Source organism: Flavivirga aquimarina (genome assembly GCF_030540835.1).
GTDB classification, from domain to species: Bacteria; Bacteroidota; Bacteroidia; order Flavobacteriales; family Flavobacteriaceae; genus Flavivirga; species Flavivirga aquimarina.
In genome coordinates this window covers 22,336-41,813 of the sequence record NZ_JAUOEK010000017.1, presented here as the reverse complement: position 1 = coordinate 41,813, position 19,478 = coordinate 22,336, and the positions used below count along the sequence as shown (strand labels likewise).

The following is a 19,478-nucleotide window of genomic DNA, read 5'->3' as shown; positions in this document are numbered from 1 at the left end:
GCATTTAATTGTTTTCAGAATATCCAATTGCTTCACCGATAAGTGTTGCGCTGGTACAGCTTGTAGTTTTTACCATGACCAAATCGCCAATTTTGTAATGAGCTTTTGGAAAAACAACCACCGTATTTTGTGGGTTTCTTCCAGACCATTGTTGGTTCGATTTTTTAGATTCTTTTTCAATTAATACTTCCACAACAGTGTTTAACTGAGCTTCGGTTCTTACTCTGCTATGTTCTTGCTGAAGCGCAACCATCTCTGCAAGTCTTCTTTTCTTTACAGGTTCTGGTATATCGTCTTCCATTTTACGTTCGGCCATAGTTCCCGGACGTTCAGAGTAGGTAAACATATATCCGAAATGATATTTTACATAATCCATCAAAGACATAGTGTCTTGAAAATCTTCTTCAGTTTCGGTAGGAAAACCAACTATCATATCCTGACTTATGGCACAATCTGGAATGATTTGACGAATGTTATCAATTAAGGATATGTATTCTTCTCGCGTGTGCAGGCGATTCATTTCTTTTAAAATACGATCGCTACCACTCTGTACAGGTAAGTGAATATGGTTGCAAATATTATCGTATTTAGCCATGGTTTTAACCACATCTAATGTTAAATCTTGTGGATTTGATGTTGAAAAACGAATACGCATTTTTGGCTGTGCTTTAGCACATAATTCTAATAACTTTGAAAAGTTTACAGATGTTGCTTTTTGAATTTCGCTAGCTTTTTCAAAATCTTTTTTCAATCCACCACCGTACCAAAGGTAACTATCTACATTCTGACCCAATAGCGTAATTTCTTTAAAACCTCTGTTCCATAAATCATTTACTTCTTCCAAAATACTTTGTGGGTCTCTACTGCGCTCACGCCCACGTGTAAAAGGAACGACACAAAAAGTACACATATTATCGCAACCACGTGTAATTGATACAAAAGCGGTAACACCATTTGTGTTTAAGCGTACCGGTGAAATATCGCCATAGGTTTCTTCTTTTGAAAGAATGACATTAATAGCGTCGCGTCCTTCGTCAACTTCAGCTAAAAGGTTTGGTAAATCTTTATAGGCATCCGGACCAACAACCAAGTCGACAATTTTTTCTTCCTCAAGAAACTTTGTTTTTAATCGTTCTGCCATACAACCCAAAACCCCAACTTTCATTTTTGGATTATGTGTTCTTTTTACAGCGTTGTATTTCTCTAAACGCTTACGTACGGTTTGTTCTGCTTTGTCTCGAATGGAGCAGGTGTTTACCAAAACCAAATCGGCATCTTCTAAATTCTGTGTTGTATTAAACCCCTGATCTGCCATAATAGAAGCTACAATTTCGCTATCGCTGAAATTCATAGCACACCCGTAACTTTCAATAAAAAGTTTACGGTTGTTACCTTCTTTTTGGTCTAAAACAAGAGATTCACCTTGTTTATTTTCATCTATAATTTTCTCCATAGTATATCGAAACTGATAGCAGTCAATAAGTATGCAAAGATACAATTTATTTGTATTTTATGACAAAGTGGCAGTTTAATTTTTTTTGATTTTGAGAAATACTAAACAGCGTTTACGCAACCAAAATGTACTTTTAGTATCTATTTAAAAAACAAAACATTAAAAATGCTTTTTATTATGAAAAAGATTTTCTTTGTTGTTTCTGTTATGTTGTGCTTTTTGAACATGCAATGTGCAGATGATGATTCCATTACTTCAGACCCGGATAATTTATTAATAGGTAATTGGGTAGACCCGATATACGATGGTGAAAAAATAACATTTGAAAGAGCAGTGTCCTTGCCTGAAGAGGGTTACGGAATTTTATTTAAAGAAAATGGTGATTTTGTAGAGCGTTCTTCTGGTTGGTGTGCAACACCTCCATTGTTTTTTTTCGATATTGATGGAATATGGCAATTAGATGATACACTTATAAAAATAACGAAAGATAATTACCCTACAAACTATGGTTGGCGTATTGTATCAATTACTGCGAACGAATTGGTTGTACAAAGGGAACTGACAGATCAGGAAAAGGATTATAGGGAACTAATGGATTTATTTGATGAGATTTATAAGTTGTCAATAAGTGTTGCTTGTACCGATGCTAACGACTGGACTTTTACCGCTTACGGTGCTAAAGCCTGTGGCGGACCTAAAGGATATATAGCTTATTCTACAAAAATAGATACAGCAAGTTTTTTACAAAAAGTAGAAACTTATACAAATTTAGAAAAAGCTTATAATATAAAATGGGGTATTGTTTCCACATGCGATTTACCGAAACATCCGGTAGGGGTAATATGTGAAAACGGACATCCTGTACTGGAATATTAATTTAAAATAAGTTTTACCATGATAAAGAAGACTCTTTTTACTGTTTCGGTGATATTATGCTTTGTAAATATGCAGTGTGAAGATAATGATACTAACCTTCCTAATGAGTATTGTGATAAGGCAACTGTTATAAATGAGGATCTTTATAATAATCTGGTTTCTGATCATTTTGACTTAATTGATGCAGACATAAATAATGATTGTATAGCTATAAAAATAGCTGCTTCTGGTTGCGATGGTAGTACATGGGAGTTACATTTAGTAGATTCAGGTGCTGTTGCAGAGTCTTCACCAGAACAACGTTATCTCAAGCTTCAATTATTAAATACCGAATTATGTGATGCCTATTTTGAAAAGGTGATTTCATTTGATTTAACACCACTTCAAATTAGTGGAAGTAATGACATTATATTACATCTTGAAGGTTTAGAATCTTCATTAAATTATACATATTAAAATAAAATTATTTACTATGAAATTAAGATATCTTTTTTTGCCTCTGGTTTTTATAAGTGTATGGTCTTGCGATAAAAAAGATCTTGATTTTGAGCTTGTTCAAGTAGCCATTCCGGAGCTAATGACTAAAACCGATTTTAGAAATTCTATAGCTGTTACCGTACCTAAAAACATGGAAGAGGTTGGTAAGATTTATGCTTATAAAGATTACATTTTTGTTAGCGATATTAATGAGGGAGTACATGTTATTGATAATTCTAACCCAGTTTTACCAAAAGCAATTAAATATATTAATATTCCCGGAAATGAAGATATTTCTGTAAAAAATGATTTTTTATATGCAGATAGTGCAACAGATTTGGTGGTTTTTGATATCTCTGATATTAATTCCATTTCTTTGGTTGAGAGATTGGAAGATGTGTTTAATGTTTATGATTATAATATCCCTGTTGAAGCTGAGGCTGTTGACTATAGTAAAATAGATCTGGAAAATAATATTATTGTAGGCTGGACAGTAACTACCGAGAGACGCAAGAAAGTAGATGACCAATTTATTGATATTGCGTTACAGGACGGGATTGTTTTCTCTGCAGCAGAATCAGTTACGGGGCAAGGAGGTTCTTTAGCACGTTTTCAAATAGTAGATAATTATTTGTATACCGTTGGAAATTATGAAATGGCTATATTTAATATTCAAAGTTTGTCATCACCAGTACTGGAAAATACACAAATTGCAGGGTGGAATATAGAAACCATGTTTCAGGCAGACAGTTATTTGTATTTAGGAAGTACTAATGGGATGTATATTTATAATATAGAAAACCCATCGTCGCCAGAATATATTTCTGAGTTTACGCATTGGGAAGGTTGTGACCCAGTGGTTGTTGATGGAGATTATGCGTATTTAACTTTGCGTGGAGGAAACGAATGTGGGCAGTTGGAAAGTGTTTTAGAGGTGATTGATATTAGTAATAAATCAACACCAACATTAGCGGGTCGCTACAATTTAGAAAACCCTTATGGGTTAGGCATTAAAGACAATACTTTATTTGTATGTGATGGTACTTCTGGGCTAAAATTATTTGATAAAGCAGATCCACTACAAATAGAACTAACAAAAGCATATAGTAACATTCAGTCTAAAGATGTTATTCCGTTAGAAAATAGCTTACTTATGGTAGGGGGTGACATTTTGTATCAATATACATATGTAGCCGATGGTGTAGAATTAATAAGCTCGTATTCATTAAAATAATATTATCGGTATTGTGTATTGGATACGAATTTTACGAATTCTCACTAATTAACCTGTAAATTGGTAAATTTTAAACCTAAGCAGGTTTTTGGTTTAGTCAAGTATTGACGTAACCATAAGGCAATCGATTCGTGTAAATTCGTGCAATTCGTGTCTAAATTTATTATTCATAATAGAGATTAATATCTGTAACCAAACAATTAAGCTATCATGTGGTTTTTTTGTGATATATACTGGCTATTTTTGAAAAATCAATTACCTTTAAATCCACGAACCTTTTTAACCAACCAAAATGCATACCTTAAACTCTCTATTACAAAAAATAAGTCATGCCAAATCTTTAGATTTTGGTGATATTATTAATAACTCTATAGAATTATTTAAAAAGGTATGGCTTAAAGGGTTTTTAGTTATTTTGTTTCTAGGAATTGCAGCTTTCATAATAAGTTTAGTCTTTCAGCTTATTGGACTTGCGCCTAAAGCCTTTGATATTAATAACGGTTTTGACATAGAATCGTTTTCAGATTTTTATTTTCAAAATATACTTTACAGTATACCCCAAAATATTTTAGTTAGTACTTTAACGTTAGCTTTTGTTGCTGCTTTTTACAGAATTTGTAAGCAAATAGATTCTGGAGAAACAGCAAATGATGACTATTTTTATTTCCTTAAAAAAGAATACTTCACAAAGGTTTTTATGTTGGGGATTATTTACACTTTAATAGCAGCAGCTGCACAACGATTGTTTCTTATACCCTATATATATGTATTTGTTCCTTTGTCTTATTTTGCGGTTATTTTTGCTTTTAATCCGGATTTAAGTGAAACAGAAATAGTGAAAGCAAGTTTTGCGTTAGGGAATAAAAAATGGTTAATCACTTTTGGGACTATGTTTGTTATGTTGATTATAGGGGGGTTAGGAATATTAGGCTGTGGCATAGGGATACTATTTACAATATCTATTGTTTACTTACCTTCATTTTTAATTTATAAAGATGTAGTAGGTTTTAAGGCGCATAGTGAGATAGACAAAATAGGACTTAATGATGATGATGATGATGATTCTGATTATTAATAGTTGATGAAATTTCATAAATAAATTTTTATTTTTATATAAGAAAAACGGCTTTTAAAGTGTTAAAAGCCGTTTTTTTTGATTAAAAAATGAACAGATAAGCTGTAAAATGCAGCAGATAAACTTTTTTTCATATACATTTGTAGCTTCAAAAATTGAAGTATGGCGAAGAATTTAGTGATAGTTGAGTCACCAGCAAAAGCAAAAACCATTGAAAAATTTTTAGGAAAAGACTTTAAAGTAGAGTCTAGTTTCGGACATGTATCCGATTTGCCTTCCAAAGAATTAGGAGTAGATGTAGATGGTGATTTTAAACCAAAATATGAAGTTTCTAAGGATAAAAAGGCTATTGTAAAAAAACTAAAGGACTTGGCTAAAAAAGCAGAATGGGTTTGGTTAGCAAGTGATGAAGATCGAGAAGGAGAAGCTATAGCATGGCATTTGGCAGAAACTTTAAAATTAGATAAAGAAAAAACAAAACGTATTGTTTTTCATGAAATTACGAAAACTGCTATTCAAAAAGCAATTGCAAACCCAAGAGGTATTGATTATGATTTGGTCGATGCGCAACAAGCCCGTCGCGTATTAGACAGAATAGTTGGATACGAACTGTCGCCTGTACTCTGGCGAAAAGTAAAAGGAGGTTTGTCGGCAGGTCGAGTGCAATCTGTTTCAGTAAGGTTAATTGTTGAAAAAGAACGTGACATACAAGGGTTTACGCCTGTAGCTTCATATAGGGTTGATGCTGAATTTTCAAACGAAGATGGGCAAACTTTTAAAGCAAAGCTTCCAAAGAATTTTTCAACCAAAGAAGCAGCACAAGAATTTTTAGAAAAGAATAGTACCGCTAGTTTTAAAGTTTCAGATTTACAAAAGAAACCTGCAAAAAAATCACCAGCGGCACCATTTACAACATCTACATTACAACAAGAAGCATCACGTAAATTATATTTTTCGGTAAGTAAAACTATGACGATGGCGCAACGCCTTTACGAAGCAGGTTTAATTACTTATATGAGAACAGATAGTGTTAACTTATCTGACGAAGCACGACAAGGTGCCCAAGCAGAAATAGAGAGTGCTTTTGGTTCAAAATATAGCAAGCCAAGAAATTATAAAGGAAAAACAAAAGGCGCACAAGATGCGCATGAGGCTATACGTCCTACGAATTTTTCAACACATTCGGTAGATATTGACAGAGATCAAGCACGCCTATATGATTTAATTTGGAAAAGAGCCATAGCATCACAAATGAGTGAAGCAGAATTAGAGCGTACCAATGTAAAAGTTAGTGCATCTACACATAATGAATTATTTACAGCAAATGGAGAAGTTATCACTTTCGATGGCTTTTTAAAAGTATATTTAGAAGGAACCGATGATGAAGATGTTGAACAAGAAGGCATGCTTCCGGCAATGAAAACCAATGAAACACTTCTTAATAACTATATAGCAGCAACAGAGCGCTACACACGTCCACCGTCAAGATTTACAGAAGCTTCACTTGTTAAGAAGTTAGAAGAGTTGGGTATTGGACGTCCGTCAACATATGCACCAACAATTTCAACAATTCAAAACAGGAATTATGTAGAAAAAGGAACTGTAGAAGGTGAAGAAAGAAGCTATACACAATTAAGACTTCAAAATGGCCAAATAAGTGATAAAAAATTAACTGAAAAAATTGGTTCAGATAAAGGGAAACTAGTGCCAACAGATATTGGTATGATTGTCACCGACTTTTTGGTAAATCATTTTGAAACTATTTTAGATTATAATTTTACAGCTAAAGTAGAAGAGAATTTTGATGAGATAGCAGAAGGAAATGAAGATTGGACTAAAATGATGAAATCATTTTATAAAAACTTCCATCCAAAAGTAGAAGATGTAAAAGAGAATGCAGAAAGAGAATCTGGAGAGCGTATTTTAGGAACCGATCCGAAATCTGGAAAACAAGTTAGTGTTCGTTTAGGTAAGTTTGGACCCATGGTGCAAATTGGTACTGTTGATGATGACGAAAAACCACAGTTTGCTAGTTTAAGTCCAGACCAGCAATTAACAACCATTACCTATGAAGAAGCTATGGATTTATTTCAGCTTCCAAAAAGTTTAGGAACTTATGAAGGTGAAGATATTATTGTTAATAATGGTCGTTTTGGGCCTTATGTTAAGTTTGGGGATTCATTTGTTTCGTTACCAAAAGGTGTAGACCCTTTAAGTGTCGAACTTGATGATGCTATTGTTTTAATTAAAGAAAAACAAAAAGCAGATGCTCCTATATATATGTATAAAGAGTTACCTGTGCAAAAAGGGAAAGGACGTTTTGGACCATTTATTAAATGGAACAATATGTTTATTAACGTAAATAAAAAATATGATTGGGATAACTTATCCGATGAAGATATTGTTGAATTAATAGAAACAAAAATTCAAAAGGAAATAGATAAAGTAATTCACAATTGGGAAGAAGAAGGCATTCGTGTAGAAAAGGCACGTTGGGGCAGACATAATGTTATAAAAGGAAAGGTTAAAGTAGAAATTGCTAAAACAGTCGACGTTTCAGAAATGACTTTAGATGAAGCAAAAGCAATTATAGAAGCCAATGCTCCAAAGAAAAAAGCAACCAAGAAAAAAGCACCGGCAAAAAAGAAGTCGTAAAGCATAAATACATACCAGATGTTTTATACCAAACTATTAGGTAGTGAGAACAGCATATAGCGAATAAACAAAGAGAAGAATCATAATAAAATGAATTTTAATTTTTTAACGCCTGTTTCAGATTTAGTTTTAGCTCATAATGAGTTGCTTTCGTCTCAAGCTTTAGGAAAAAAAATAAAAATTCATTCTGCACAAAATGGCATTCCAGATTTAGATGATGTAGATATTGCTATTCTAGGTGTATTAGAAAACAGAAATGATGTTAACTATATAGGAGAAGAATTTCAATTGGATGATATTCGAAAATCTTTATATGGTCTTTTTTCCGGAAGTTGGAATACAACGATAGCAGATTTAGGAGATATAGATAAGGGGGAGAGTGTAGAAGATACCTATTTTGCATTAAAAACAGCAATAAGTATTTTAATAAAAAAAGATATTATACCAATTATAATAGGTGGCTCACAAGATCTTACTTATCCTAATTATAGAGCGTACGATAACGTAATACCTATGGTTAATGTCGTGAATGTAGATAGTAAGTTTGATTTAGGAGACTCCAACAAGCCCATAAAAAATAATAGTTTTGTTGGTAAGATAATTTTAGACCAACCTTATAATCTGTTTAATTATGCAACCATTGGCTATCAAACTTATTTCAATTCGCAAGAAGAGATAGATTTGATGGATAATCTTTATTTCGAATCTTATAGACTGGGACAAGTATCTAAAGATATTACTATAGTAGAACCAGTATTAAGAGATGCTAATATTGTTAGTGTCGATTTAACTTCGATAAAAGGAGCAGAAGTTAGTTTAAATCAAAAGTATTCGCCCAATGGGTTAGATGGAAAAGAGATTTGTGCTATTTCACGTTATGCAGGTATAAGTAATAAGGTAACGTCTTTTGGTATATATGAATACAAGCCATCTAAAAATGATGAAATGACATCCATGTTAGTTTCTCAAATAGTTTGGTATTTCATAGAAGGTGTCAATTATAGACTAGATGACGATGACTTTTCTGAAGATAAAAACTATCAAAAGTTTATCACTTTAGTAGATTCACAGGAATTAGTATTTTACAAAAGTAATAAGACAGGAAGGTGGTGGATTGAAATCCCTTTTTTAAACGAAGTAAATAATAAATTGAAAAGACATACGTTATTACCATGCATGCATCAAGATTACTTGGATGCTTGCAATAACAAGTTGCCAGACCGTTGGTATAAAGCATTTCAAAAGAATTGTGTTTAGAGCTAAATAAGATCAAATGTTTATTTCATCGGTGAAATGTTATTTTTTTACGACGAAATGTATTTTTTTTGTTGAAAAAGTTGTTTTTTAAAAAATATATAAATATGTTTACGCTCTTAAAATGAAGCTTAAACTAATTAACCTCGAGTTTTCTATGGATATGAAGAAATTTATATTATTAATCGCAGTAATAACAATGCTATCCAGTTGTGGCTCTAAAGATAGAGGCGAGCTGGTAGGCGTACAAGGAAAAAAATGGCACCCAGAAAAGCCTTATGGAATGCAACTCATTCCTGGGGGGGCATTTATTATGGGTAAGGCAGACGATGATCTTGCTGGTGTACACGATGCACCTGCAAAGACAGTTACCGTAAGAGCCTTTTATATGGACGAAACAGAAATAACAAATAGCGAATATCGTCAATTTGTTCATTGGGTTAGAGATTCCATAGTTAGAATGAAACTTGCTATATTAGCCGATGAAGTTGGTAAAATTCCAGATGATGGAGGAATTGGTGAGTATGCATTTAAAGATGCAGATACAGCTAATATGTCTGTTTACGAAAAGTATATGTTCGAAAACTATACAGGTTTAGGGCCTACTGGGTATGAGGGAAGAAAAATCAATCATGATGTCGATTTGGTTTTTGATACCGCAGAATATCCAGATGAGTATTATACAGAAGTTATGGACACGATGTATCTTCCTTTAGAAGAATCATATAATGGTCAACGTACCTGGGATGTAAAGAAATTCAAGTTTCAATACAATTATATGGATATTCGTGAAGCTGCAAGAAACAGAGGTATTAAACGTAAAGATGCTATCGTAAAAGAAGAAATTGAAATATATCCAGATACGACTGTTTGGATTAGAGATTTCGCTTATTCTTATAACGAGCCAATGCATAACGATTATTTTTGGCATGATGCTTACAGTGCTTATCCAGTTGTAGGAGTTACTTGGAAACAAGCAAAAGCATTTTGTGAATGGAGAACCATAAACAAAAATTCGTACCAAAAATCTAAAAAGGGATCGAGTCCTGTAAACAGATTTAGATTACCTAATGAAGCAGAGTGGGAGTATGCAGCGAGAGGTGGTCTCCAAGCGGCAACTTACCCATGGGGAGGACCTTATACTAAGAGTGATAGAGGTTGTTTTATGGCAAACTTTAAACCTGTAAGAGGGGATTACGCTGCAGATCAAGCATTATACACAGTAGAAGCAAAATCTTACGATCCTAACGATTATAATTTATATAATATGGCAGGTAACGTGTCTGAATGGGTAAATGCATCTTATGATCCTTCATCTTATGCATACACATCAACAATAAACCCTAGTGTTAACGATAGTGAAAACAAGCGTAAAATTGTAAGAGGTGGTTCGTGGAAAGATGTTGCGTACTTTTTACAAGTAAGTTCCAGAGACTATGAATATGCAGATTCTGCAAGAAGTTATATAGGATTTAGAACAGTACAGGATTACATGGGGACACAGGTGACAAAAAATTCTAATAAGAAATAAGAATAATCAAATCATAACAATAATAAATACTATTAATTAACCTACTTAAGTATTCATACTTAAAATTAAAAAAACCGAAATTATGGCAAAGTCAAAAGCAAGTAAAAAATTCATGAACATGGCTTATGGATTAGGAGCAGCAATTGTAATCGTTGGAGCACTATTCAAAATTATTCACTTTGAAATAGGACCTTTAACAGGTAACGTTATGTTAACTATAGGTCTAGTAACAGAAGCAATTATTTTTGCACTATCTGCATTCGAACCAGTTGATGATGAATTAGATTGGTCTTTAGTATATCCAGAATTAGCAGGGGGACAAACAGAAGCAAAAGAAGAAAAAAATCCACAAGGACTGTTAGCTAATAAATTAGATGATTTATTAAAAGACGCTAGAATAGATGGCGAATTAATGGCTAGCTTAGGAGAAAGTATCAGAAACTTCGAAGGAGCAGCAAAAAATATGACTTCTACAGTAGATTCTGTTGAAGCAGCTAAGAAATATGGTGAAGAATTATCATTAGCGGCAGCGCAAATGGAATCACTAAACAGCTTGTATAAAGTACAGTTAGAAAGTGTTAACAAACAAGCTTCAATTAATGAAGAGTCTATTGAAAATGCAGCTAAATTAAAAGAGCAAATGCAATCATTAGCATCAAATTTATCTTCGTTAAATGGAGTATACGGTGGCATGCTGACTGCGATGAATAAGAGCTAATTAGGGGGACAACCCAAATTTTAATAATTAACCAAAACCTAATTAGACATGGCAGGAGGAAATTTATCACCAAGACAGAAAATGATTAATCTGATGTATTTAATATTTATAGCGATGCTAGCTTTAAATATGTCGAAAGAAGTGCTTTCTGCATTCGGATTAATGAACGAGAGACTAGTAGAGTCTAACAAATCAGCAAAAGAACGTAATCATAGTTTTGTTGAGAATTTGAAACTTAAAGCTGAAGAGCAGCCAGATAAATACGAACCTTTAAAAGCAAAAGGAGAAGCATTAGATAAGCTGGCAACAGATTTTGATACCTATCTTGAAGACTTAAAAAGTAAGATGATAGCAACAGTTGATGATCCTTCAGAATATGAGATCATGGATAAAGGCGATTACCTTGACCAAAATTTCTTTAAAGGAGATAAACTTAAACCAGCTGGGGAAGAGTTTTTAACACAAATTAATACTTTTAGAGATGGTGTTGTAGAGTTGCTTAAGGACGAAAAAGGTATGGAAGATATCGTTAAAGATGTTAAAGACAAGTTTAAAACAGATCCTATTCCAAGAGGAGCTGGAAAGCAAGACTGGTTAGACTACCATTATAAAGGATTTCCTTTAGTAGCTTCTTTAACTAAAATGACACAGCTTCAAGCAGATATCAAGACAACAGAATCTGAAGTATTGTCTACTATGATGCAAGGTACTCAAGCAGTTCAATTATCTATGACAAATTATACCACATTATTAGAAACATCTAAATCTGCTTATTTTAATGGTGAGCAATTTGATGGACAGATAGTGTTAGGTCGTAAAGATTCGTCTACAAAACCAAATAAAGTAGAATTAACTTTAGATGGTAGACCACTTACTGAAAAGCAATATACTATTGAAGATGGTAAAGTAAAACTTAAAATCAGCACTGGAGGTGTAGGTGAGCATAGAATTAAAGGAGATTTAATCTTCTTAGAAGATGGTGTTGAGACTAAAGTTCCAGTAGATCAGTCATTTGCTACAGTTTCGAAACCAAATGCAGCAACAATTTCTGCAGATAAAATGAATGTAGTATATAGAGGTGTTAAAAACCCAATGACAATTTCGTTTGCAGGTATCCCAGATAATAAAGTATCTGCGAGTGCTCAAGGTTTATCAAGAGCTGGAGGTAGCAGATATATCATGGATGCAACCAGAGTTAAAGGTAGAGAAGTAACCATTAATGTAACTGGAACATTACCAGGAGGACAAAAGGTAAGTGACAGAGCAAGTTTTAGAATTAAGGATTTACCAAAACCAACAGGAACCGTTAGAGGTGAAGATGGTGCTGTAAAAATGCAAAGAAGTGCTCTTGAAATATCTACTATTGGTGCAAAATTTGATGATTTCGATTTTGAATTACCATTACGAGTTACTGGTTTTAAATTTAAAGTTCCAGGACAACCAACAATTACCGTTAGAGGTAATAAGTTAGATAGCAGAGCAAAAGCAGCATTACGAAAAGCTAAGCGTGGATCTGCAGTTCAGATATTTAATGTTGAAGCTAAAGCCAAAGGTGTTAGCGTGATACTTAAAAAAGTATCTCCAGTTTTTGTTGAGTTAACAAACTAGTAGAGAAAAATTAAAATAAGAAGATGACATATCCATAGCGATAGCTAGAAAAATGAATTCTAAAACTGTTGTTATGGATATTGCACCTGCCTATTGACAGACACGTGCGACCATTGAGAAATAATAAATATAAGAACATGAAATTAAAAAGTTTTTTATTAACCGTTACAGCTGTTTTTACAGTGTCGGGTATGTTTGCACAAGCAAATATATTAAACGCTAAGAGTCCTGAAGAAATTGGCGTAAGAACAGAAGCTCAAAAGGAAGTAGACAATGATAAACCTTTAGAGTATGGTTATGTAGATGATAGAGATATTCTATTTTCTAAAATGACATGGGAAAAAATTATTCTTGACGAACGTGCAAATTTACCACTGTATTATCCAACAGATACTAATAATATTGGTAAAGATAGACGGTCGCTATATCATGTTCTTATGAAGAATATAGAAAACGGAAATATAGAAAATATATATGACGATTCTTATTTTACAACTAAGCGAACTTTAAAAGATATTGAAGCCGCTTTAGTTAAAATTGATACGACCGAATTGGGTATTGAGCAATTAAATGCAGGAGAAGAGTTATCTCCAGAATATATTAACAGAAGAGATATCTCGGCAGCAGATATTAAAGAATACCATATTAAAGGACTTTGGTACTTTGATAAACGTCAAGCTGAAATGAAATACAGATTGTTAGGTATAGCACCTGTTGCTCCAGATGTGAATTTTATTGATGAGCCAGAGCCAGATTTAGTACCTTTATTCTGGGTGTTTTTCCCAGATGCTAGAGAAGTGCTACATGAAGCAAAATCATTTAATAATGAGAACAGTTCTATTCCTTTCTCTTTCGACCATGTCTTAAATGCTAGACGTTTTCATGGCTATATATTTAAAGAAGAAAATGTTCATGGAGATAGACAAATTAATGAATACGTTTCAGAAAATGCTTTAATGCAATTATTAGAATCTGAAAGGATTAAAAATAAAATTAGAGATTTTGAATTGGATATGTGGACATATTAATTCGTAATATCAATTAAAATATACTAAACGCTCACTTTTTAAGTGAGCGTTTTTTATTTTCTAATTATCTTCGTGCTTATCATGAAAGTAGATTATATTGTAGTAGGAATTGGGCTAGCTGGCATTAGTTTTTGTGAGCAATTAAAGAAATATAATAAAACATTTGTAGTGTTTGATAATGCGTCACAGCTATCTTCTATTGTAGCTGGTGGTTTATATAATCCTGTGGTGTTAAAGCGTTTTACTTCCGTTTGGAAAAGTAAAGAACAATTAGAAATAGCATTGCCTTTATATGCACATTTAGAAAAAGAGCTGCATGTAAAACTAGATTATAAAATTCCAGTCTATCGCAAGTTTGCATCACTGGAAGAACAGAATGATTGGTTTATGGCTTCAGATAAACCTATACTTTCAGATTACCTTTCAGAAAAAATCATTAAAAATAAAAATAATGCGATTGAAGCAAATTTTGGATTTGGAGAGGTTTTAGATACCGGAAGAATAGATGTAAAAACAATGATTGAAGCTTATAAAGCAGATTTGTCGAAAAAAGAATTACTGTTTGAAGAAGCGTTTAACTATAATGCTGTTAAATTAGAAGGAGATGTGGTACAATATCAAAATATAACGACAACTCATATAGTGTTTTCCGAAGGGTACGGTATTAAACAAAACCCTTATTTTAATCATTTACCACTAGTACCAGCAAAAGGAGAGTTGCTAATTATACATGCGCCAGATTTAAAAATAAACTACGTTTTAAAAGCAGGTGTTTTTTTAATTCCGTTGGGTGCCGATTTGTACATTGTTGGAGCTACTTACGAATGGAAAGATTTAAGTAATGTTATTACTCAAGTAGCAAAAGAAACGCTCTTAAACAAGCTTGAAAAGCTTATTAGTTGTTCTTTTAAAGTAGTGAATCAAGTAGCAGGAATTCGCCCAACAGTTAAAGACAGACGCCCATTAGTTGGGCAACACCAAATACATAAAAACCTTTTTGTGCTTAATGGTTTAGGAACACGTGGTGTTATGATAGGGCCTTATGTAGCCAAACAGCTTTATAACTTTATTGAAAATAATGTTGCTTTAGAACCAGAAATTGATATTAACAGGTTTAAACTAAATGCTCAGTCAATATAGCTCTCCTTCTTTTTAAGGAGGAGTGGATTTAATTTCAATACATTGAAATTAAAGACGAGGTGGTTGTATTGTAAAACTTTTTTGCTGGCTAAACTCAAAGAGAAACTTATATTTATATTTTTATTGCATTAGGCTAGAGATTGAAATATCGATACTATCGGGATGTTTGGGCTCTTCGAAAGGCCCGACCCTTGTGATAACGCAAAAACTATTTTTTAGCAAACGACTTATCGTAGCTTATAAAAAAGTTAATCCAAATATTTCTGGAAAGCCTTAAAATAATAGGCATACACACAATTAAAGTAGCAATAATTGATATAAATATAACATGGATACTTGCTTTAAAAACAAAAAATGAAATAACAAAAGCAGCTGTTGCAAATGCTATACCAACGGGGTAGCTTACATACATAGAGCCATAAAAAAAGGAAGGCTCTATCTTATATTTTGTTTTACAATTGCTACAATGTTCATGCATACTTAAAGCCTGGGAAAGTATATAAGGGTTTTTGTTTTTAAACATAGGTTCTTCATGGCACTTTGGGCAGGTACCTGTTAAAATACTATATAATTTTGTTCCTTTTTTAAACATATAATTTAATGTATTTTTGCAAGCGCAATAGAAAATAACGTCTCGATTATAAACCGAGAATTTTATTAAAATTGTTTTTCGCGTGTTACACTAAGTATACTATACCAAGAGTGGTCGAGGTATCGAAGTGATAGTGAAAATATAGAACAAAAATAAGCCTTTAATAATTAAAGTGCTGTAATATAAGTTACATTTCTATGATGAACATTCATAATTTATCGATTTCATTTCAAGGAGAATACCTGTTTGAAGACATTACATTTAAACTGGGTAATGGAGATAGAATAGGCCTTATTGGGAAAAATGGAGCAGGTAAATCCACGATGCTTAAAATTTTATCAAAAGAAATGGAACCCGATACCGGGCAAATTGCCGCAGATAAAGAACTTAAAATTGGGTTTTTAAAACAAGATATCGATTTTGTTTTTGGACGAACAGTGCTAGAAGAAGCTTACGAAGCTTTTACAGAGATTAAAGAGTTGGAAGCTAAAATGGAGCACATTAATACACAATTGGCAGAGCGTACCGATTACGAAAGTGAAGGCTATAATCAATTGATGGTTGATATTAATGAGTTTCAGCATCAATATGACATTTTAGGCGGTTATAATTATCAGGGCGATACCGAAAAAATTCTTCAGGGATTAGGGTTTAAACGCCCAGATTTTAATAAGCTAACCGATACCTTTTCTGGAGGATGGCGTATGCGAATAGAACTGGCTAAATTATTGCTTCAAAATAATGATATCCTGTTATTAGATGAGCCTACAAACCATTTAGATATTGAGTCTATTATTTGGTTAGAAGGGTTTTTAAAAAATTATCAAGGGGCAGTAGCTATTGTATCGCATGATAAAATGTTTTTAGATAATGTTACTAATAGGACGATTGAGATTTCCTTAGGTAGAATTTATGATTACCCGAAGCCCTATACAAAATATTTAGTGCTACGTAAAGAGTTAAGAGAGCAACAATTAGCGTCTCAAAAAAACCAACAAAAACAGATTGAACAAACAGAGAAGCTCATAGAGAAGTTTCGTGCCAAAGCATCAAAAGCGACCATGGCACAATCGCTTATTAAAAAGCTTGATAAAATTGATAGAATTGAAGTTGACGAGGATGACAATAGTGCAATGACACTAAACTTTCCCGTATCTATAACGCCAGGTAAAGTGGTAGTAGAAACTGAAAATATTTCAAAAAACTATGGTGATAATCAAGTTTTAAAAAATATTAGTTTGCTTATAGAGCGTGATAGTAAAACGGCTTTTGTTGGACAAAACGGACAAGGAAAATCAACGCTAGCTAAGATTATAGTTGGAGAGATTAAGCATGAAGGTCATTTAAAACTGGGGCATAATGTACAGATAGGCTATTTTGCTCAAAATCAAGCAGAGTATTTAAATGGAAATAAAACTGTTTTAGATACTATGATTGATGCAGCAAACGAAACAAATAGAAGTAAAGTACGAGATATTTTAGGATCCTTTTTATTTCGTGGTGACGAGGTCGAGAAATATGTACGTGTTCTATCCGGAGGAGAACGAAACCGTTTAGCATTAGCAAAACTAATGCTACAACCGTTTAATGTTTTAATAATGGATGAGCCTACAAATCATTTAGATATAAAATCTAAAAATGTATTAAAAGAGGCTTTAAAACAATTTGAAGGCACTTTAATTTTGGTGTCTCACGATAGAGATTTTCTTCAAGGGTTAACCAATCTAGTATATGAGTTTAAAGACCATAAAATAAAAGAATACTTAGGTGATATAGATTATTATTTAGAACAGCGTAAAGTTGAAAGTCTACGTGATGTAGAAAAAAGAACGGTCGTAAAGGATGTTGTGATACCAAAAGAGAAGAAGCATCAATCTTACAAAGATCAGAAAAAGTTAAAGTCTTTAAATAATAAATTAAGTCATGTTGAAGCTCAAATCAATCAATTAGAGCGCGATATAAAAGCAATAGATTTAGAGCTCGAAATTAATTATGAAGCTGTGACTTCAAAATCAGATTTTTTTGATGATTATCAAAAAAAGAAAACCGAATTGAAAGATTTTATGGATAAATGGGAAGAGATTCAGTTGGAAATTGAACAGTTTACAGATTAATATTTGTTAAAATTTAATGCATTTAGTCGAATAAAATAGTTTTTCGTCGATATATTTTCTATTTTCGTAGTAAGTTAATCCCAAATCTATGCAAAACATGAAAACTTTAAAATTTTTAGTAGTATGTTTTTTTGTAACTATCTATTCGTTTGCTAATATTTCCCCAACAGAAAAAGAAGCATTAATTGCATTATATAATAATACTAAAGGAACTGAGTGGAATGCTAAATGGGATTTAGACACCACAGTAGATACGTGGTATGGTATTAAAATAGAAGATAGCAAAGTCATAGAAATTAACTTACCATTTAATAATCTGCAAGGTGAGTTACCACAAGAAATAGGGAGCTTAAAACATTTGAAAAAAATAAATTTAGGCTTTAATAAATTAACAGGGAAATTACCTTTAACAATAAAGAATTTAAAAGAGTTAACATCTTTAGAATTATTCATGAATAGTTTTGAAGGTGATATTCCTTCAGAATTAGGAGAATTAAAAAAACTTGAAGCTTTGAAGCTTTATAGTAATAAATTTACAGGTAATATTCCTGAATCACTAATGAGTTTAACTAATCTAAAAGAACTTTTATTGGGAAGTAACTTTTTAACTGGTAACATTCCAAGTGAGATTTACGCACTATCAAAATTAGAGAAGTTAAGTTTTATGGATAATAAAATGGATGGTGAGATTCCGGAGGAAATTGCACAGCTAAAAAACTTAGAAGAATTGCTATTATCTACAAATCAATTTACTGGCGATTTGCCAATGGAGCTCATGAACTTAACTAAGTTAAATACTATGATGGTTAGTGATAACAATTTAAATCAGGAATATATTAGTGTTTCTGGTAAAAACCCACCTAGCTTAGTGCATATGGAAATGCAAAGTGCTACAGCGACTATGGACATTGAAAAAGAATAATTAAATTTTTGAAAATTATTAGTTTTAAAAAGCCAACAAAATAATGTTGGCTTTTTTTAGTTTAATTATTTATGCTAGAACATTTTTTTACTTGTCCACATTGCTGGGAAACCATTTCTATGTTGATTGATAATTCTATTTCTAAACAATCTTATATTGAAGATTGTGAGGTGTGTTGTAACCCAATTCAAGTATCCGTTCAATTTTTTAATTCAGAGTTAGTAGATTTTCAGGCAACTAGCATCGAACAATAACATTTTCTAATTTTATTCTTGTAGAAACATAAAAAGGATTGTATATTTGCAGTCCGAAATAATTTGGTCGGCATTATGAACCGAAAGTTAAAAGCTAAGTAAATTATTTTAATATTATACCGCGGGATAGAGCAGTAGGTAGCTCGTCGGGCTCATAACCCGAAGGTCACTGGTTCGAGTCCAGTTCCCGCTACAACCAATAACCTCTTCATTTTGAAGGGGTTATTTTTGTTTATGAACGTTTTTTCTTCTTGAAAAATCTTCATTTTTTAGACTTACGTACAGTTTTTATTAAAAAAATCCGATAATAGAGATTTTTCTCTACAAATAGGATTATTCTTCGTTGTTTGTGAATTTTATGTAAACATTTAATATATAGGTGTTTATATGTCACATCTCGTGAATGATTTTGTTATGTGGAAATTGAGTCCTTCGGGTTAGATTACCCGAGAGAGCTGAATATAAATTTTGAACAAATTTATCTTGAGATTAGATTAATTTTAAATAGTTTTAAGGGAGAATATTTTTCAAATACTCTAAGAGTAAT

The 19,478-nt window shown here is 32.5% G+C and carries 16 protein-coding genes and 1 tRNA gene; 15 read left to right on the top strand and 2 right to left on the bottom strand.

The genetic code is table 11. From position 1 onward, the window contains the following. Positions 1–4 precede the first annotated feature (4 nt). The gene (gene miaB / locus Q4Q35_RS00615) at positions 5–1,453 is read right to left on the bottom strand and encodes a tRNA (N6-isopentenyl adenosine(37)-C2)-methylthiotransferase MiaB (RefSeq protein WP_303275978.1); all 1,449 of its coding nucleotides are present in this window, start codon (positions 1,451–1,453) and stop codon (positions 5–7) included. A 177-nt stretch (positions 1,454–1,630) separates the two neighbouring features. Here miaB and Q4Q35_RS00610 point away from each other — a divergent pair, with 177 nt between their 5' ends. From Q4Q35_RS00610 to Q4Q35_RS00560, 11 genes are all read left to right on the top strand, one after another. Continuing rightward, positions 1,631–2,329 carry a hypothetical protein gene (locus tag Q4Q35_RS00610; protein WP_303275977.1) on the top strand — a complete coding sequence of 233 codons (699 nt, stop codon included), beginning with the start codon at positions 1,631–1,633 and terminating at the stop codon, positions 2,327–2,329. Positions 2,330–2,347: 18 nt separating this feature from the next. Next, entirely contained in the window at positions 2,348–2,785 is a 438-nt protein-coding gene (locus Q4Q35_RS00605; RefSeq protein WP_303275976.1) for a hypothetical protein, read from the top strand. 16 nt (positions 2,786–2,801) lie between these two features. After that, the gene (locus tag Q4Q35_RS00600) at positions 2,802–4,040 is read left to right on the top strand and encodes an LVIVD repeat-containing protein (protein ID WP_303275975.1); all 1,239 of its coding nucleotides are present in this window, start codon (positions 2,802–2,804) and stop codon (positions 4,038–4,040) included. Between the two features lie 292 nt (positions 4,041–4,332). Beyond that, complete coding sequence (locus Q4Q35_RS00595; RefSeq protein WP_303275974.1) at positions 4,333–5,115, top strand: hypothetical protein; 783 nt, start codon at positions 4,333–4,335, stop codon at positions 5,113–5,115. 162 nt (positions 5,116–5,277) lie between these two features. Further along, a complete protein-coding gene (gene topA, locus Q4Q35_RS00590; protein ID WP_303275973.1) occupies positions 5,278–7,770 on the top strand; it encodes a type I DNA topoisomerase in 2,493 nt (830 codons plus the stop codon). A 90-nt stretch (positions 7,771–7,860) separates the two neighbouring features. After that, positions 7,861–9,027: a formimidoylglutamase gene (locus Q4Q35_RS00585; RefSeq protein WP_303275972.1), complete on the top strand. Its 1,167-nt coding sequence runs from the start codon at positions 7,861–7,863 to the stop codon at positions 9,025–9,027. A 160-nt stretch (positions 9,028–9,187) separates the two neighbouring features. Next, positions 9,188–10,555 carry a T9SS ring complex lipoprotein PorK/GldK gene (porK, locus tag Q4Q35_RS00580; protein ID WP_496559750.1) on the top strand — a complete coding sequence of 456 codons (1,368 nt, stop codon included), beginning with the start codon at positions 9,188–9,190 and terminating at the stop codon, positions 10,553–10,555. An 82-nt stretch (positions 10,556–10,637) separates the two neighbouring features. Then, positions 10,638–11,273, top strand: a complete 636-nt coding sequence (gene porL / locus Q4Q35_RS00575) for a type IX secretion system motor protein PorL/GldL (protein WP_303275971.1) — start codon at positions 10,638–10,640, stop codon at positions 11,271–11,273. A 48-nt stretch (positions 11,274–11,321) separates the two neighbouring features. After that, the gene (gene porM / locus Q4Q35_RS00570; RefSeq protein ID WP_303275970.1) at positions 11,322–12,881 is read left to right on the top strand and encodes a type IX secretion system motor protein PorM/GldM; all 1,560 of its coding nucleotides are present in this window, start codon (positions 11,322–11,324) and stop codon (positions 12,879–12,881) included. A gap of 137 nt (positions 12,882–13,018) precedes the next feature. Further along, positions 13,019–13,909 (top strand): type IX secretion system ring subunit PorN/GldN, encoded by an 891-nt coding sequence (gene porN, locus Q4Q35_RS00565; protein WP_303275969.1) that lies wholly within the window; start codon positions 13,019–13,021, stop codon positions 13,907–13,909. An 81-nt stretch (positions 13,910–13,990) separates the two neighbouring features. Next, on the top strand, positions 13,991–15,049 hold the full coding sequence (locus tag Q4Q35_RS00560) for an NAD(P)/FAD-dependent oxidoreductase (protein WP_303275968.1): 1,059 nt from the start codon (positions 13,991–13,993) through the stop codon (positions 15,047–15,049). 208 nt (positions 15,050–15,257) lie between these two features. Here the strand turns inward: Q4Q35_RS00560 and Q4Q35_RS00555 are convergent, their stop codons facing one another. Continuing rightward, the gene (locus tag Q4Q35_RS00555; RefSeq protein WP_303275967.1) at positions 15,258–15,641 is read right to left on the bottom strand and encodes a DUF983 domain-containing protein; all 384 of its coding nucleotides are present in this window, start codon (positions 15,639–15,641) and stop codon (positions 15,258–15,260) included. Between the two features lie 197 nt (positions 15,642–15,838). On the opposite strand from Q4Q35_RS00555, the gene Q4Q35_RS00550 reads away from it, so the two are divergent. The 4 genes from Q4Q35_RS00550 to Q4Q35_RS00535 all read left to right on the top strand — a co-directional run bounded on the left by Q4Q35_RS00550 (position 15,839) and on the right by Q4Q35_RS00535 (position 19,124). Continuing rightward, complete coding sequence (locus Q4Q35_RS00550; protein ID WP_303275966.1) at positions 15,839–17,755, top strand: ABC-F family ATP-binding cassette domain-containing protein; 1,917 nt, start codon at positions 15,839–15,841, stop codon at positions 17,753–17,755. A gap of 97 nt (positions 17,756–17,852) precedes the next feature. Next, a complete protein-coding gene (locus Q4Q35_RS00545) occupies positions 17,853–18,677 on the top strand; it encodes a Two component regulator three Y domain protein (protein WP_303275965.1) in 825 nt (274 codons plus the stop codon). A 71-nt stretch (positions 18,678–18,748) separates the two neighbouring features. Continuing rightward, a complete protein-coding gene (locus tag Q4Q35_RS00540; RefSeq protein ID WP_303275964.1) occupies positions 18,749–18,931 on the top strand; it encodes a CPXCG motif-containing cysteine-rich protein in 183 nt (60 codons plus the stop codon). Between the two features lie 120 nt (positions 18,932–19,051). Next, positions 19,052–19,124 (top strand) — tRNA-Met (locus Q4Q35_RS00535). Positions 19,125–19,478 lie beyond the last annotated feature (354 nt).